The sequence below is a fragment of the Pseudobutyrivibrio sp. ACV-2 genome, from assembly GCF_900107545.1.
In the GTDB taxonomy this organism is placed as follows: domain Bacteria; phylum Bacillota; class Clostridia; order Lachnospirales; family Lachnospiraceae; genus Pseudobutyrivibrio.
Map to the genome: position 1 here is coordinate 115,422 of NZ_FNQZ01000006.1, position 16,960 is coordinate 132,381.

Genomic DNA, 16,960 nt, shown 5'->3' on the forward strand with positions numbered 1-16,960 from the left:
ATTGGGATGAAGAGAAGAGGTACACTACTAAATAAAAAGTATAATGCCCTGCTGGTGGCAACCCTTGCTATGACAGCCTCTAACTACCTTGCCGGTATTTTTGATGGCATCATGGTGGGCAGGATACTTGGTACTATGGAGCTGTATGCCATAAATTTGACAACGGCTATCATATTTTTACGAAGTATTCCTATAGCCCTGTTTACCTTTGGTGGCAACACATTATCCGTCTATCATAAGAGTCAGCGTGATTCGAAATCAGCTAATATCGTGTTCACACTGTCATTCTGGGCGGGAGTACTGATTAGCGTACTTATATCAGGGGTTGGTATTTCTTTGCTGAAACCTACTGCAATGCTGCTTGCGCAGGGAAAAGAAGAACTTGCTGGACTTGTAATGGATTATCTGCTGCCCCTGTGGATTCTGACCCCACTTGTGGCTGTAGTCAATCAAACAGCTGCCTACGCCAGAACTGACGGGCATAAGGAAAAAGCTACAATGCTTCCCATAGTATCAAATGTAGTTAACTTAATCTGTGACTACATTTATATGGCCCTATTTGGCTGGGGAATTGCTGGAGCTGGTTGGGCGACCATCACCGGCTATGCAGTAGGTGTTGTTATGTCGGTTCTTTACTTAAGGTCGGATGGAAGAACTGTCCATTTCACAAAAGATGCCATTACCAGGCTCAAAGCTCTGGGTGAAATATTCCGCGTGGGACTGCCTTCAGCATTGATATATGTATGTAGTTTCATAAGACTGTTTTTCACAAATGCCATTATTCTTTCATTTACCGGCATAATGGGAGGAAAGATTGCTTCGGTGTCTTTCTCCCTGAATAGTCTTGCCTTTATATTCGTAGAGGGGGCATCTATGACCCTTCTGCCGATACTTGGTGCGTTGTACGGGGAGAAGGATGTCAATGGCCAAAGGCTTACACTACGTTATGGAATGATATTCAGTATCGCAATATCCTTGGGGGTGTTTATTATATCCGAGCTGTTTCCTGTTCAGCTTGCGATGCTATATGGTATGAAAGACCCTGAAATCATTCAGGTGTTTGCAGTCACATTCCGTATAGTTTCGCTGAACATCCCTATACTGGCAGTCATATACGTGATGCGATCCTTTTTTCAGGCAACAAAACAGGAGAAGCTTGCCAACCTGATAGTCATTCTGGATGGCGCTTTGGCAATCGTACCCCTAATGTTTTGGTTTGCACATTATAATATTTACTGGCTTTGGGCTTCCTTCCCGGTATCCAAACTGGTAACAGTAGCTATTACATTAATAGCAATGTTGATTAGCTGGAAAACAGAGCATAAGCAGAACATTCTTGGAATTCAGGAACAGGACTGCGTTTTATATGATTTTTCTGCCAAGAAGGATATTAATCAGGTCATAAAGGCTTCACAGGAAGCTCAGGACTTTTGTGAGAAGAACAATGTTCCTAAAAGAACAGCAAATGCTGTTGGTGTAACGGTGGAGGAACTATGTCACAATATCGTGGATTATTCACAGGGAAGCAGTGACGCCATTGATGTGTGTATACGCATTTTCCCTGAAATGGTAAATGTGCGCCTGCGTGACGATGGTGTAGAATTTGATCCTACCAATTATCTGGATGATAGTGGAAAACGTATAACCGGTCTAAAACTGGCACGAATGCTGAGTTCGTCCATAGATTATAATCGTGTGCTAGGCTTTAATGTGACAAATATTGCTATAAATTACTAAATGCAAAACCAAATATATACAATATGAGAAATCTAAGGACTTTTTTGCGTTAAAGTTTAAAAGTTTAAAGTGCTAACACATTGTATTTATAATGTTTTAAATCATTCGTTTTATAGAGATGACCTCTAAAAGATGGTATAATTTACGACGCTGTCGTAAAAATTAAATAAAGAATTCATTTAGAGGAGTCTTGAATATCAAAATGAAAGAGGAAAAGAAATTGGGACTCATGTCCCTCATACTGATGATTTTTACATCAGTTTATGGATTTAACAACATTCCAAGATCATATTATTTGATGGGCTATGCAGCTATTCCTTGGTTTGTTATCGCAGGTATTTTGTTTTTTATACCTTTTGCATTTATGGTTGCAGAATTTGGTTCTGCATTTAGAAATGAGACAGGTGGTATGTACTCTTGGATGTGCAAGTCTGTAGGTCCAAAATATGCATTCATAGGAACATTTATGTGGTACACATCTTACGTACTTTGGATGGTAAATGTATCATCAGGTATCTGGGTACCTGTTTCAAACGTTATCTTTGGTGAGGATAACACAGCAGGCTGGTCACTTTTTGGCTCACAGTTCTTATCTGGTTCAAGATTACTTGGACTTATGGCTGTAGTATTTTTCATCATCATTACTTACTTTGATTCAAAGGGAATCGATAAAATCAGCACAGTAACATCTGTTGGTGGTTCAGCAGTTCTTACAATCAACATTTTAGTAGTAGTTGGTTCAATCGTTATGATTATTGCCCGCCATGGACAGCTTGAGCAGCCTTTCGCAGGTCTTGAGTCTCTTAAGACACCACTTAATGTGGCTTACCAGGGCAGCCCAATCATGATTTTATCATTTATCGTATATGCGCTTTTTGCATACGGCGGAATCGAAGCAGTAGGTGGTCTTGTAGACAAGACAGAGAACCCTAAAAAGAATTTCCCTAAGGGAATCGTTTCAGCAGCGCTTGTTATCGTTGTTGGATACGCGCTTTTAATCATGCTAGTTGGTTCTTTCACAAATTACAGTGAGATCCTCGGATCAGACAGCATCACACTTGGTAATGTTTCATATGTAATCATGTCAAACTTTGCCGCATCATTTGGTAAGGCTTTTGGTGCATCACAGGCTACACAGATTGCACTTGCACACGGATTCGCCAGAGTATATGCCCTTATCATGCTTCTTGCACTTATGGGTGCTATGTTTACACTTGTTTATTCTCCACTTAAGCAGCTTATCGATGGTACTCCAAAGGAGCTTTGGCCTGGAAAGATGGGCGAAATCGCTGAGGACGGTATGCCAAAGAACGCTATGTGGGTACAGTGTACAATCGTATGCATCATGGTACTTTTAGTATCATTCGGTGGCGACACAATGCAGCAGTTCTTCGTTATTTTAACAGCTATGGTAAATGTTGGTATGACAGTACCTTACATGTTTATCTCATTTGCCTTCCCTAAGTTCAAAAAGATGAAGGGTGTTGACAGAAGCTTCGTAGTTTACAAATCACAGACTTCAGCAAACATCTGGGGCTATGTAGTAACACTTACACTTCTCTTTGCCAATGTATTTGCTATTATCCAGCCAGCACTTGATGGCGATTTCAAAACTACATTCTGGTCACTTAGTGGTCCTGTAGTATTTGGCCTTGCAGCTTGGATCATTTACACAGGCTATGAAAAGCGTATCGCTTCTGGCAAGATTGCAGCAGAAAAGACAAACACAACAGGCGTTACAGCAAACGCTAACGACTAAACCAATCATTAACCATCTGGTGAAAGCCAGATGGTTTTTTGTTATCTATAAATAAATCAGAAAATGGGTCGATATAAGAGGTAAGAAAGCAAAAATGAATTGAAACTTCAAAGAATAAATCCAAATCTCCGCTGGTTGATTTGGGAGATAGGCCAGATTGATTGGCGCGAAGGATGAGTATTTGAAATTCAATTCAGAAAGGACCCAAAATACATGACATTATCACAATCTTCATAAGAGCTGCTTCCCGATTTCAAAAAGAAGTCGGGGGGCAGCTGGCATCTTGTGAAAAGAAATTATGAAAATTTTGTTAAATTTTTATAATTCAGCTATAAAGTTTACAAAACACTGACCGATATATGCAGTGTAAAGGTAAAGATAGAAATGCTTTATGAAAAATGGTTAAACAAAAAAAGGGAGGAAAGGAGTGTGGCGTATGCGTATAGAGTCTTATAATCAGGTAGCACAGCTCTATCAGACAACAAACACTAAAAACACTACACAGGCTGCAAAATCAAGCGGCATGGGACGTGATCAGGTCCAGATTTCATCAAAAGGAAAGGACTATCATGTAGCAAAACCAGCAGTAGCAGACGCAGCTGACATCAGAGAGGACAAGGTTGCGGACATCAAAGCCAGAATTAAGAACGGCACTTATGATGTAAGCCCGGAAGACTTCGCAGAGAAGTTATTATCTCAGATGGGATCAATTTTTTAACAGAATTGTGAGGATTAATGCGTGGCTAGTTTAATGGATGAATTGCTCTTAACTATGGATGGTGAAACGGAGCAGTATGAAAAGTTAATTAGTCTTAATGGAGAAAAGAAAGATTCTATTATCCATAAGAAACTGGACGTACTGGAAGCAATAACCGCTCAGGAGCAGGCCATCGCAGACTCCTTATTGGAGTTGGAAAAAAGGCGCGTCAAATTGCTGGGTAGCATTGCGACAGTCATGGGCCACGATGGGGAGCAAATTAGTGTATCATGGATGATCGATAATTTGTCGAACCAACCTGTAGAGCAACAGCAGCTAATAAATGCCAGAGGAAGGCTTAAAGAGGCGGCAAGTAATGTTCAGGTTTTGAATAACCAGGTACAAGCGCTTTTAAGACAGGCTCTTGAAATGGTGGATTTTGACATCCAGCTAATCAAGAGCATAAAGCAGGCTCCTCAGACTTCAAACTATGGTAGAGATGCAAATACTACAGGATCAGTATTAAGTAGATCAGGATTTGATGCTAAGCAGTAGGAAAAGGATGTCCTTAAAGTTTTAGCAAGCTTTAAGGAGGACCTATGGCTAATAGTTTTGGAAGCTTATATGTTGGAGCATCTGGCCTACAATCAGCATCACACGGTTTAAATACAACATCTAACAACCTTATGAACGTAAACACAGAAGGTTACGTTCGCGAGCAGGTTGTTTATGAAGATAGAAATTATCAGAAAATAGGTAGAGCATCCGTCAGTGACCAGTATAGGGGTCTCGGCGTTGATGTTGGAACAATCGTCCATACTCGCGATGTCTTTTTGGATAAAGCATATCGTCAGGAGAATGGGCGACATTCTTTTTATGACGCTAGTTCAGAAGCAGTGCAGGAGGTATACACACATCTGCAGGAGATTGACGGCGTAGCTTTTAAGGATGCCATCGCTAATTTTGAGGAGGCATTTGAAGAGTTCGCCAAAGATCCGTCAGATACTGTATACCAGAATCTTGTGTTGCAAAGAGCTAGTCTTTTTTTAGATAGAGCACAAAAAGTGCAAAAAGGCTTTGAAGATTATCAAACCATCATCAATTCTAAGATTACAGAAGATTTGGACCGAATCAATAAAATAGGAAAAGAGATGGTTGAATACAATAAAAAAATCCAGACCATTGAAGCTGGCAAGGTAGAAAAGGCAATGGAGCTTCGTGATAAAAGAGATTTACTTTTAGATGAGCTTTCCGGTCTGGTTCGTATGTCATACGAGGAACTGCCAAGTGGTGTAGTAAGGGTTCAGATAGAGGGTGCAGAATTTGTAAGCGAAGTAAAATACAACCCTATCGGAAATCTTAAGAATCAAAGAACAGGCTATGTGACACCTTACTGGCCATATCTTTCAGAGATAGTTGATAAAGATGATCCTTCCAAGAACTTTTACTATCCTGTATTTGATACAACGAATGTCAGTGCCGAGCAAAACTCAGATATAGGTGAAGTAAAAGCGCTTCTTATGGCAAGAGGAACTGGCTGGAGTAATTTCCTTGGATTTTACGATGAAAAGGGAGAGCCTCTGGCTGCAGATGCTTATAAAAAGGGTATCGCTAATTCGATTATGATGAATTCTGAGGCTGAATTGGATACTCTTGTACATAAACTGGTTACAACAATCAATGATATCTTTAGTCCATTAACCACAGTTAAAGATGCATATTCTAACGCCGTTAATGCTATTTATAAGGATGCGGACGGAACGACTGTTACGGTGGATATGGACACTACAAGGATTCTTGATGAGGTTAATTGTTCCGTTGGTAGTGATGATGAGTTACCACCACGAGAGCTTTTCATAAGAAATAGTTATGAAAATAGATATGTGAAGCGTAAAGTTACCCTCACAATTGAGGACAAGGATAATCAGGGTAATGTAACAGGCTCACATGTAGAAGAGAAGGATATGTGGTTCTACAATGAAGAGGACTACACAAATCCTGACACCTGCTATTCAGTAAAAACTATTCACATTAACGAGGATTTGGAAAAGCAGGAATCATATATTCCACATTTAAAATATCTGGATCACAAAGGTGCTGTGGATATGGCCCTTGGCTCAGCATTGAGCAAGATTTGGAACGCCACAGATTTCAACCTTAATCCTGGAGATACAACTCCATGTGGCTACACCGGATTTTATGTAAAGTGGATAGGAGAAATTGGCAATACTGGAAATATTTATAAGGGTACAGCCAAGGCTTTGGAAGGCACAAAAGAAGAAATAGAATTCAGCCGACAGGGAGTAATTGGCGTATCTTCTGACGAAGAGCTTACAACAATGATTAAATATCAGTCAGCTTATAACGCAGCCAGTCGATATATAAATGTAGTAGATGAAATGATTGAGCATATACTTAATACCCTTGGCAATGCTTAGAAAGGATAGCCTATGTCATCAACATTTTTTGGTTTAACAATCGCAGCTTCAGGTCTTAACACATCTCAGGCTCAGATTAATACCACGGCTAACAATATTTCAAATGTAAATACTGACGGGTACAGCAGGCAGACTGTAAATACCGTGTCTTCATCTGCTCTGAGAGCTTATGCAAGCTGGGGTACCACAGGTACTGGTGTTGAGGCTGTTTCTGTAACACAGCGTAGAGACCTTTATTATGATGAGAAATACTGGAACAACCAGGCATCGCTGGGATTTTACACCAAAAAGCAGTACTACATGAACCAGATAGAGGACTATTTCAACGAGAATAACAACAACACCGGCTTCACCACTGTGTACACAAAGATGTTCAATTCCATGAGTTCAATGCAGGGTAATCCTGGTGATGACACCATCAGAAAGCAGTTCGTTTCAGGCGCTAAGCAGCTGACAGAATATTTCAATCAGTTATCAACAAAGCTTGAGGAATTGCAGAACAATATCAACGATGAGATAAAGACCGCAGTGGATAGTATCAATTCAGTATCTGAAAAGATAATGATTTTGAACAAGCAGATAAATACAATCGAACAGGGCGGTGGTCACGCCAATGAGCTGAGAGACCAAAGAGCACTTCTCATTGATGAGCTTTCAGATATTGTTGATGTAAAAGTTACAGAGTCTGAGGTTAGAAATAATAATAATCCGGATATGAAAACCGGAGCCACCTACTACACTGTTTATATCAACGGTCAGGTTTTGGTTGACACTTATGAACGCTATGAGCTGACAGTACAGTCCAGAGAAACTGAGCAGAAGCATAATCAGTGTGACATAGATGGCTTATATGAAATCATATGGGCAAAGGATGGAAATAGATTTAATGCAACACCAAGCTCTGGTGGTGGAAGTCTCAAGGCCATGTTTGAGGTTAGAGATGGAAACAACAATGAAAATATGCATGGTGTGGTAAGCGATGATTCTCCAACATCTATTACTATCTCAGGCCTGAGCATAACTGATTTAAATGAACTGAACATGCCAACCAAGGGTTCCTTGGATGTAAACAATAAAGAATATACATATCACGATTTTTCATTTAAAACCGATGCGGACGGAGCAGTTACTGAGGTAACCTTTTATCTGGAGCAGACACTTTCCGTATCAGAGCAGGATGGCCTAAGGGGTAAAGCACTCCAGGTAGGTGATGATGTGGACTTTATGGGTATTCCATATTATCAAAATCAGATGAATCTGTTTTTGAGAAACTTCTGTCAGGCTTTCAACAATGTAGAGATAGGCACAGAAGTATATGATGCAGATGGAAACCCAATTCTTTTAAAGGATTTTGAGAAATATGTTGAGGGCCAAGTGTATAATGCAGCAGGCGTGGCTCTTACAGGTGAAGAATTTGAGAAAGCCCTTAAAAAAATGGGTTCCGATTTAAACGACAACAGAATAGGCGCATTTTTCATTGCACAGGATAAAATGGACCAGGCCAATGAACATCAGATGAGAGGCAATGTGAGCAATGCAACTTTCTATAGCGCTCAGGATATAAATGACCCGGACAAAAAATATGAGTCATATTATCTTTTAACAGCGAAAAATGTAACAATAGCTAAAGAATCTGATAAAAATGCTGATGTATTCGCAACAACTACACATGGAAATTACAGCTCAGGTGTGGATTCAGCAGAATTAGTTGTAAAGCTGCTGCCACTACAGACAAAGGAAAAACTGTTTAGAGGCGGAGGAGGAAACGCATTTTTACAGTGTATATATTCAGACGTAACTGTTGACACCCAGGAATGCAAGATTTTCACCAAAAACTTTGAAAACATAGGGACCTCTATCAAAGAGCAGAGAATGTCAATCTCTGGCGTAGATGAAGATGACGAGGCCCTTGACCTGATGAAATTCCAAAACGCTTACAATCTGGCATCTAAGTGTATTTCGGTTTTCCAGGAAATATATGACAGATTGATTTTAAATACTGGAGTTTAATCTATAGCCTTCCCCTTGCGGTGGATGAGGTGTCATATTAGAGAGGTATTACTATGAGAGTCACAAACAAAATGATAATGAACAACGCATCTTCAAACATCAACAGCGCAAAGGAGTGCGTCAATACCAGAAACAAACAGATGACCAGTCAGAAAAAAATCGATCGTCCATCTGATGATCCTGTAATTGCTGTGCGTTCTCTTAGATTGTCTACGACTCTCTCTCAGGTTACGCAATATCACCAGAAGAACATCCCTGATGCTACAAGCTGGATTGAGGTTACAGAAACATCCCTTATCAACATCAGAGCGCTTTTTGACGATTGCAAAGGTCTGGCAAACAAGGGTACCAACGACACCTATAATAAAGAAGACAGAAATACCATGATTACTCAGATGGAAGCTTTGCAGAAGCAGCTTTTTGAAGAGGGCAATGCTGACTATGCTAATCGTACTGTTTTTACAGGCTACAGGACAAATAGCACTCTTACATTTACAGAGGATGCAAAAGAGACTACATATAGTATTTCACAGCGCCTATCCATTGAAAAAGACATGGAAGAGCATAGATACTACGATGGCGTTCAGGCAATTCCTACCACTGAAGAGGGGATTTTAGCACCTACAAAAACCCCTGGCACCGCAGATTACAGGGAAGTTGACTATATTGAGCAGACTACATATTACAGATTGCGCCTGAATTATGACAAAGTAGATTTTGATGCTATAAATGACAATCTTAAGATTATAGGTTCTGATTATCAGGAGATAGGATACGAAGCAGTAGTATTTGATAATGAGTCTGTGTGGAGTGATTATTCGGCTGATAAAGAAAAGGGAACAAAGACTGTTCCTGATGACAAAATTTATATTATAAAAGAGACTGGAGACATCATATTAGGTAAAAATGTGGCTGCTAATCTTAAAGAAAAACAGGCAGTCATAGATATAAATTACAAAAAAACAGGCTTCAATCAGGGGGAAATCCGTCCTGAATTCTATTACAACTGCACCAAGACTGCAGACCCAAAGGAAAAGGTTCCTGTAACATATACCAAGTATACTTTTGACGGAACTACAAATAACTATGTTATGAACCGCAATTTTTTTGATATTGAATATACAGTAGCTGCAAATCAGACAATGAATATCAACACCGAAGCTTGTGATGCCTTCACAAATGATATTCAGCGTGACCTTACAGAGCTTATAGATGCAGTAAAAAAGCAGATTGCAGCCCATGATAAATATGACCAACTCAAAAAGATGAAGGGTGAAACCCAGTATCAGTCAGAAGCTGTTCAGGAGCAGTTAGGTATTTGGATGGATGCCTTAAAGAAGGAAAGTGACTACTTTGATGACAATATTCAAAAACTTTTCTCTACAGAAATAGGCAAAATTGACAAATATTATGCTACAATAAGTTTATCTATTACTGATTTGGGTTGTAAGAAGGATTCTCTTGATCTTACTGGTAATAGAGTGGGGGACCAGAGAGAGACAGTACAGAGTTTACAATCACAGAATGATGACCTAGATTTATCCCAAATCATCATTGACTATACAGCCGCTTACACCGCATATCAGGCATCGCTTACAGCCGCTGGAAAGCTGGGCGATTCGACATTACTTAATTACCTATAATAACGCACAAAGGAGAAGGGATAATGCAGGTAAAAACTAGACTGTTCGGTGAAATTGAAATTTCAGATGAAAAAGTCATCAATCTCATTCATGGGCTTATCGGTTTTCCAGACATGAAGAGATACACCCTTATTTTTGATGAGGAAAAAAGGAACAAAGGTAATATCATGTGGCTACAATCATTAGATGAGACAGATTTTGCAATGCCGGTTATGCTTCCACACGTAGTAAAACCAGATTACGCACCAAGCTTTAATACAGATGCGTTGGCGCAGCTGGGGGAGCTTAACAACAATAACACCTATATCCTGGTAACAGTTCGAGTTCCAAAAAATCCAAAAGAAGCATCCATAAACTTAAAGGCACCTATCGTCATCAATACAGACTCAAATGTAGGGGACCAGATTATTATCGATGGCAATGAGCCAGTCAGGTTCCTTATTCATGACGCAATACATGGAAAGGATGGTGAGTAGCGATGTTGGCATTAACTAGAAAGACAGGCGACGCAATCATGATCAACAACAACATCGAGATTACAGTCCTTGACGTTCGTGGCGATCAGGTAAAGATTGGTATTTCAGCTCCAAAGGAAGTGTCAATTTATAGAAAAGAAGTATACTTAGAAATTCAGAAAGAAAATCAGGCAGCTCAACATATCAGCATAGATGATGTTGAAGCACTCAAGAATTTATTATAGGCAATAGTCTTCCCCCCAGGGGGAAGGTGCCCGAAGGGAAGAGATAATGCTTTAGCGTTATCTGCCAGCCCGGCGAGGGGCGGATGAGGTGTCCTCAACCTAAAAAACTTATACTAAACTACGATCTAGCCAGCTTCCCGCCCAGGGAAGCTTTTTTTAAACATTTTTCCGAAAATATTATTTCTCCCTATAAACTTTCCCCACCCACCCGACGATATAATGAATAGAAAACTATTAAACTCTGACAATAATACAAGGATGTATAGAAGGAGGAAACAATGAAAATAGGCGAAGTAAGTAGTGCGATAAGCAACTACCAGGGACAGGGAAGTTCAGCAAAAACGGCGCCAACACAAGAGACAAGAAGTAGTTCACCAGTGGATTTCTCAACAGTAGCAAAAGAAATTCGCGCCAGTGAGACTGAAGATAAAAAAGTTATCCAGAGTGAAGATGAAGAAGTGCATCAGGCTACATCATCTTTGAAGGAAGCGATCAGCAAAATTAATTCAGCACAGGGTAATGCCGAGGCAGTATTTGGAATACATGAAGGTACAAACCGAGTGATGATTAAAATGGTTGATAAGGAGACAAAGAAGGTTATCAAGGAATTCCCTGCTGAGGAAACACTAGATTTAATCGCAAAGGCTTGGGAACTTGCAGGAATAATGGTTGACGAAAAACGATAGTAAGATAGGAGGGTTGGTTATGCCTATTAGACTTTCGGGCTTAACATCAGGCTTGGATACAGAGGCTCTTGTAGGAGCTCTGGTGTCAGCCTATAGCTTTAAAAAAGATAAATATACCAAAGCGCAAACCAAGCTATCTTGGAAGCAGGACGCTTGGAAGAGCTTAAATAGTAAGGTGTACAGCCTTTATACTGAGGTGGGTAACATGCGTTACTCTGGTAATTATGCCACCAGAAAAACCACTCTCAGTGACAATACAAAAGCTTCAGTTACTGCAAGTGGTACAGCCATTACCGGTACGCAAACCCTTGAAGTAAAGCAGCTTGCAAAGACTGCTTATTTAACAGGTGGCGAGCTTGCCAAAACCACTACAGCTAAAACTGCATTAAAGGATTTGGGCCTGAAAACAGGCACATCTACAGGTGATGCAAGTATAGAGATTAAAACTGCTACATCTACAAAAACCATTACAGTGGATGGCAATACCACAGTGCAGGAATTTGTAGAAAAGTTAAATGGTGCTGGAGTTCAGGCAAACTATGATGAAAAGCACCACAGAATATATGTCAGTGGAAAATCGTCAGGTAAGGACGGAGACTTTAGCATTTCCGCAAATAACAATATGGGTCTTACCGCACTACAGAGTGTAGGCTTGCTATCTGATAGTGAAGTAAGGTCATACAATGACACCACAATTCAGGACAAGAATCTTATAAGCAAGACTTTTACCTTTGCAGCAGACGGTCAGGACAACAATATTCTTACTAAGGATATTGCTGGATTTAAAGATATGATTGATGTAATCCAGCAATCAAAAAATGCACTTGCACAAAATCCGAATGATGAAGAGGCAAAAGCTGTTTTAGAGGATACAGCAATCGCCAGATTTGCTGAGTATCTGGACAATACATATCCACCGACCACAAGTGAAGTAACTACTACAGATCCTGATACCGGATTGGCGACCACAACCACTGTGGAGACTCACTGGTGGGAGATTAATTCTTCAGCGGATAATGAGTCAATTGCCACAGCAATATACAATGCTTCTGAATATGATACCCACGCAGCAGAGGCAACCAATGAAAATATCACCAAGGTTGTCAACGCCATAAGGGATGCCTATGTAACATTAAATTCGGCTGACCCTTCTGATGCTGCCGTGAGTAAGGCAAATGCAACCCTGGAGCAGTATGCCGATTGGAAGGATTATATCGAGTCTACCTTCGGTTCCAAGAATTCAGACTCTGATGAAAGCTACAGCGATTTCTGGATTCAGAGTGACAACAAGGAGCTGGCTGAGAGAATTCAGTACAGGGTTTCTTTAACAGCGGATAATCTGGCCAAGCCAGAGGAAGAGCGTGTGAAATCCAACGCCAAAAAGATAGATGGCCAGGATGCCGAATTTATCATAAACAATGAAAACTATACTTCAAACTCAAATACAATCACAGTAAATGGTTTGACTATAGATGCCCTTGCTACAACTACAGATGCAATAAACATCACAGTTTCCAACGATACAGATGCACTGTATGACAAGATTAAAGATTTCTTAACAACCTACAATAATCTCATTAACGAGATGCAAAAGCTTTATAATGCCGACTCCGCAAAGGATTATGAGCCATTGACCGACGATGAGAAATCTCAGATGTCAGAGACTGAAGTAGAAAAGTGGGAGCAAAAGATTAAGGATTCACTTCTTCGTAGAGATACAACCTTAAGCGGCTTGATTTCCAGCATAACCACTGGAATGATGAAATCCTACGAAATAAATGGCAAGATGTATTCTTTGGCTACATTTGGTATCCAAACCCTTGGAACCCTTAGAGCTGAGAAAAATGAAAACTACGCTTATCACATCAACGGTGATTCAGAGGATACTTACACATCAGGCCTTACAGATAAGCTTAGAACTGCAATCGCTGAAGAGCCTGATACTGTAATTGAGTTCATGAAGAACCTTACTTCAGATTTATACAACAATCTGGATAAGCGAATGAAGTCTACCGCAGTTAAATCCGTATATACGGTTTACAATGACAAAGAAATGGCTTCAGAGTACTCAAATTATAGTGATTTAATTAAGCAGTGGACAGACAGAATTAAAGACCAGGAAGATGCATATTACAAGAAGTTCTCAAAGATGGAGGCTGCTTTAGCGAAACTACAGAACAATTCTTCTTCATTAACATCAATGCTTGGTGGAGGCTGATTTTAAAGAGATATAGCCGAGATAAAAGTGATTACAGGAGGCGAAATTTATGACACCAATGAATGGATATGATGCTTACGCACGCAATAAAATACTGACAGCTAGCCCGGCTGAACTGACATTGATGCTTTATGAAGGAGCTATCAAATTTTGTAACATAGCAATTGTTGCCTGTGAGAACCATGATATTGAGAAGGCTCACAACAACATCAGAAAGACGGATCGTATCATCGAGGAGTTTGAAATTACCCTTGATGATAAATATCCAGTTGCAAAGGACTTCCATGCAGTATATTCTTATCTTAGGAGCTGCCTGAAGCAGGCGATTGTTTCCAAAGATCCGGAAATCTTGCGTGAGGTGCTAAAACATTTACGCACTATGCGAGATGCCTGGAAGGATGTAATGAAGCTGACAGCCAATGGAAGAAAGCTGGATGGTCAGACCCATATCATCGCAGGATAACTAAAGGATATAAAAAGGCTCCTCACACGAGGAGCCTTTTTTAATAGCCTTCCCCCTCGGGGGGAAGGTGTCAGCGCAGCTGACGGATGAGGGCTAAGTTACGAGGGCTGAGTTACGAGGGCTAAGTACAGGTGAAGTTACACAAATCGGAGGTCAAAAGCTATGGAAAATATGGACTACGTAATCATGCTACGTGAATCATTGGAAAAGAAAGCTGACATACTGCGTGTTCTTCAAATACGAAACAAAGAACAGGCCGAAATTCTGCAGAATCCAAACACCACACCTGATGATTTGGAAAAAAACATGAATATGAAGTCTGAGCTCATAGACCGCATAATCATGCTGGATGACGGTTTTGAACAGCTTTTCAACAGGGTAAAGGACATCTTGGATGAAGACAGAGAAACTTATGCAGATGAAATCCGCCTCATGCAGGATCTTATCCGACGTATAGCTGACCTTACAGCCGATGTAGAGGCCTCAGAATATAAAAATAAGGAATATGCCAAAACCCGTTTCGCCAATATCAAAAAGGATATACGAGAAATAAAAAGGTCCGGAGATGTTGTCACATCATATTATAAGAACATGATGGCTCGTACCAGAGCCGGCGACCCAGCCTTTTTAGACAAAAAGAAGTAATTATTTTTTATAACATTTTTAACGCATATACGAATTCCGCAAACCCAGTAAAATCAAGGGTTTGCGGTTTTTTTGTGGCATTGATATTTAAGTGGGTATTATTAGATAATTTAACTTTTTTTCAGGAAAGACTAAAGTTTTGAGGGCTACTTTCGATAAATAAGGTGTAAGGAACAATTGTTACACCTAATCACCTTACAAAATCGAATTCGAAATCTTATTAAAATCAATTTAATAACAAGGCCAGACACGGATGTTGGGCTATCAAAAACAAAACGGATTTAGTTGCTAAAAGGACTTAGCAAAATCTCATGGAGGAATTATTATGGTAGTACAGCATAACTTGCAGGCAGCAAACTCATCAAGAACTCTGAACATAACAACAGACGCACAGTCAAAGAGTACTGAGAAACTTTCTTCAGGATTTAAGATCAACAGAGCAGCTGATGACGCAGCAGGTCTTTCAATTTCTGAAAAGATGAGAAAGCAGATTCGTGGTCTGACCCAAGCTTCTACAAACGCATCTGACGGTGTATCTTCAGTACAGACAGCTGAAGGTGCCCTCACTGAAGTTCACGACATGCTCCAGAGAATGAACGAATTGGCAGTTCAGGCAGCCAATGGTACAAACTCAGAGTCAGATCGTGACGATATCCAGAACGAAATCAATCAGCTCACTCAGGAAATCGATCGTATCGCATCTACAACAAAGTTCAATGAGACCTACCTACTTAAGGGTGATGTTGGACTACGTAAAATGTATATTACAGCACATGATGCAGGTCTTGACGGAACACTTGTACAGAACACCACAAGAGCAACATTTACAATGGAATCTCTTGAAGCTGGTGAGAAGTACACAATCGGTGGAATCCAGTACACAATCGGTGCTGCTTCAAACCTTGAAGTTGCAGAGGCTCTTCATATAACTGCATTTTACAATGTTGCAAACGAAGACTCAGAAGATGGTCCATGGAACTTTACAACAGGTGAGACCGTTTCAATCGATGGAAAGACATATACAATCAATGATGCGTCAGTAGGAACTGATATTTCAAACGCTAGAGTAACAAATGGATACCTTGTAAATCTTATTACACAGGGATCAACTATTAAATATAACGGCAATACAGTTACAAGATTTTCAAAGAGCTATAATCCAAATACTGGTGTAGACGATGCCAACGTAACACTTGTAAAAGCAACATTCGCATATCAGCAGGTAGCCATCGAGCTTAAGGCCGCTTCTTCAGTAGGAGCTACAGATGGATCCGCAGATGTAGATAAATGGTCAAATACAGCAGCAATTAATGCAGCTAAGGCAGCTGGCAAAGATGTATCAGCAATGCATGCAACATCTGCAAATGCACAGCCTTGGGAGACAACAGGAAACTATTACTGGAAGACAAGCAACATCAACAAGACAGTTGAAGGCCAGCCAGTACCAACTACAACAATCAGCTTCTCAATCGACAAAGGTTTCGTCAACATCCAGAACGCACTTACACTTAACCTTCACGTAGGTGCAGATGCAGCCATGACAAACAAGCTGAACATCAAGATGGAAGCCATGAACGCTAAATCAATCGGTATCAACGGACTTAACGTTTCAGATGCAACAGGAAAGGCTGCAACATACGCAATCGACGCTATAGCAGATGCAATCCAGAGAGTTTCAGCACAAAGAGCAGAACTTGGTGCAGTACAGAACAGATTAGAGCACTCTATCAAGAACTTAGACAACGTAGTTGAAAACACAGAGGCAGCTGAATCTCGAATCCGCGACACAGATATGGCCGACACAATGGTTGAGTACAGCAAGAACAACATCTTACAGCAGGCAGGACAGTCAATGCTGGCTCAGGCAAATCAGGCAACACAGGGTGTTCTTTCACTCCTTCAGTAGAGCTGAATAGTTCATCAGAAGTATAAATCAAATAAATAACTCCCCACCTCAATAAGGA

At 40.3% G+C, this 16,960-nt stretch carries 14 protein-coding genes; all 14 read left to right on the forward strand.

What is annotated here, in order from left to right; all coding sequences use genetic code 11:
• Positions 1-6 precede the first annotated feature (6 nt).
• Positions 7-1,737, forward strand: a complete 1,731-nt coding sequence (locus BLV53_RS08290; protein ID WP_090299767.1) for an MATE family efflux transporter — start codon at positions 7-9, stop codon at positions 1,735-1,737.
• Positions 1,738-1,939: 202 nt separating this feature from the next.
• Positions 1,940-3,496, forward strand: a complete 1,557-nt coding sequence (yjeM, locus tag BLV53_RS08295) for a glutamate/gamma-aminobutyrate family transporter YjeM (protein WP_090299769.1) — start codon at positions 1,940-1,942, stop codon at positions 3,494-3,496.
• 436 nt (positions 3,497-3,932) lie between these two features.
• Positions 3,933-4,214 (forward strand): flagellar biosynthesis anti-sigma factor FlgM, encoded by a 282-nt coding sequence (gene flgM / locus BLV53_RS08300; protein WP_090299771.1) that lies wholly within the window; start codon positions 3,933-3,935, stop codon positions 4,212-4,214.
• Between the two features lie 21 nt (positions 4,215-4,235).
• Complete coding sequence (locus BLV53_RS08305) at positions 4,236-4,748, forward strand: flagellar protein FlgN (RefSeq protein ID WP_090299773.1); 513 nt, start codon at positions 4,236-4,238, stop codon at positions 4,746-4,748.
• 44 nt (positions 4,749-4,792) lie between these two features.
• Complete coding sequence (locus BLV53_RS08310; RefSeq protein WP_090299939.1) at positions 4,793-6,631, forward strand: flagellar hook-associated protein FlgK; 1,839 nt, start codon at positions 4,793-4,795, stop codon at positions 6,629-6,631.
• Between the two features lie 12 nt (positions 6,632-6,643).
• Positions 6,644-8,641 (forward strand): flagellar hook-associated protein FlgK, encoded by a 1,998-nt coding sequence (gene flgK / locus BLV53_RS08315; RefSeq protein ID WP_090299775.1) that lies wholly within the window; start codon positions 6,644-6,646, stop codon positions 8,639-8,641.
• A gap of 53 nt (positions 8,642-8,694) precedes the next feature.
• Positions 8,695-10,284, forward strand: a complete 1,590-nt coding sequence (locus BLV53_RS08320; RefSeq protein ID WP_090299777.1) for a flagellin N-terminal helical domain-containing protein — start codon at positions 8,695-8,697, stop codon at positions 10,282-10,284.
• A gap of 23 nt (positions 10,285-10,307) precedes the next feature.
• On the forward strand, positions 10,308-10,760 hold the full coding sequence (gene fliW, locus BLV53_RS08325; protein WP_090299779.1) for a flagellar assembly protein FliW: 453 nt from the start codon (positions 10,308-10,310) through the stop codon (positions 10,758-10,760).
• A 2-nt stretch (positions 10,761-10,762) separates the two neighbouring features.
• Positions 10,763-10,984: a carbon storage regulator CsrA gene (gene csrA / locus BLV53_RS08330; RefSeq protein ID WP_090299780.1), complete on the forward strand. Its 222-nt coding sequence runs from the start codon at positions 10,763-10,765 to the stop codon at positions 10,982-10,984.
• Positions 10,985-11,262: 278 nt separating this feature from the next.
• Positions 11,263-11,670 carry a flagellar protein FlaG gene (locus BLV53_RS08335; protein ID WP_090299782.1) on the forward strand — a complete coding sequence of 136 codons (408 nt, stop codon included), beginning with the start codon at positions 11,263-11,265 and terminating at the stop codon, positions 11,668-11,670.
• A 19-nt stretch (positions 11,671-11,689) separates the two neighbouring features.
• Positions 11,690-13,888 carry a flagellar filament capping protein FliD gene (fliD, locus tag BLV53_RS08340; protein ID WP_090299784.1) on the forward strand — a complete coding sequence of 733 codons (2,199 nt, stop codon included), beginning with the start codon at positions 11,690-11,692 and terminating at the stop codon, positions 13,886-13,888.
• Positions 13,889-13,937: 49 nt separating this feature from the next.
• Positions 13,938-14,351 carry a flagellar export chaperone FliS gene (gene fliS, locus BLV53_RS08345; protein WP_090299786.1) on the forward strand — a complete coding sequence of 138 codons (414 nt, stop codon included), beginning with the start codon at positions 13,938-13,940 and terminating at the stop codon, positions 14,349-14,351.
• Between the two features lie 162 nt (positions 14,352-14,513).
• Entirely contained in the window at positions 14,514-14,996 is a 483-nt protein-coding gene (locus tag BLV53_RS08350) for a hypothetical protein (RefSeq protein WP_090299787.1), read from the forward strand.
• 325 nt (positions 14,997-15,321) lie between these two features.
• Positions 15,322-16,902: a flagellin N-terminal helical domain-containing protein gene (locus tag BLV53_RS08355; protein ID WP_090299790.1), complete on the forward strand. Its 1,581-nt coding sequence runs from the start codon at positions 15,322-15,324 to the stop codon at positions 16,900-16,902.
• Positions 16,903-16,960 lie beyond the last annotated feature (58 nt).

Bases quoted from the DNA above. Each gene is read 5' to 3' on its own strand.
- BLV53_RS08350 (WP_090299787.1), top strand. From the start codon at position 14,514: ATGGAAAATATGGACTACGTAATCATGCTACGTGAATCATTGGAAAAG.
- fliS (WP_090299786.1), top strand. From the start codon at position 13,938: ATGACACCAATGAATGGATATGATGCTTACGCACGCAATAAAATACTG.
- BLV53_RS08310 (WP_090299939.1), top strand. From the start codon at position 4,793: ATGGCTAATAGTTTTGGAAGCTTATATGTTGGAGCATCTGGCCTACAA.
- fliW (WP_090299779.1), top strand. From the start codon at position 10,308: ATGCAGGTAAAAACTAGACTGTTCGGTGAAATTGAAATTTCAGATGAA.
- fliD (WP_090299784.1), top strand. From the start codon at position 11,690: ATGCCTATTAGACTTTCGGGCTTAACATCAGGCTTGGATACAGAGGCT.
- yjeM (WP_090299769.1), top strand. From the start codon at position 1,940: ATGAAAGAGGAAAAGAAATTGGGACTCATGTCCCTCATACTGATGATT.
- BLV53_RS08290 (WP_090299767.1), top strand. From the start codon at position 7: ATGAAGAGAAGAGGTACACTACTAAATAAAAAGTATAATGCCCTGCTG.
- BLV53_RS08320 (WP_090299777.1), top strand. From the start codon at position 8,695: ATGAGAGTCACAAACAAAATGATAATGAACAACGCATCTTCAAACATC.
- BLV53_RS08355 (WP_090299790.1), top strand. From the start codon at position 15,322: ATGGTAGTACAGCATAACTTGCAGGCAGCAAACTCATCAAGAACTCTG.
- BLV53_RS08335 (WP_090299782.1), top strand. From the start codon at position 11,263: ATGAAAATAGGCGAAGTAAGTAGTGCGATAAGCAACTACCAGGGACAG.
- flgK (WP_090299775.1), top strand. From the start codon at position 6,644: ATGTCATCAACATTTTTTGGTTTAACAATCGCAGCTTCAGGTCTTAAC.
- csrA (WP_090299780.1), top strand. From the start codon at position 10,763: ATGTTGGCATTAACTAGAAAGACAGGCGACGCAATCATGATCAACAAC.
- flgM (WP_090299771.1), top strand. From the start codon at position 3,933: ATGCGTATAGAGTCTTATAATCAGGTAGCACAGCTCTATCAGACAACA.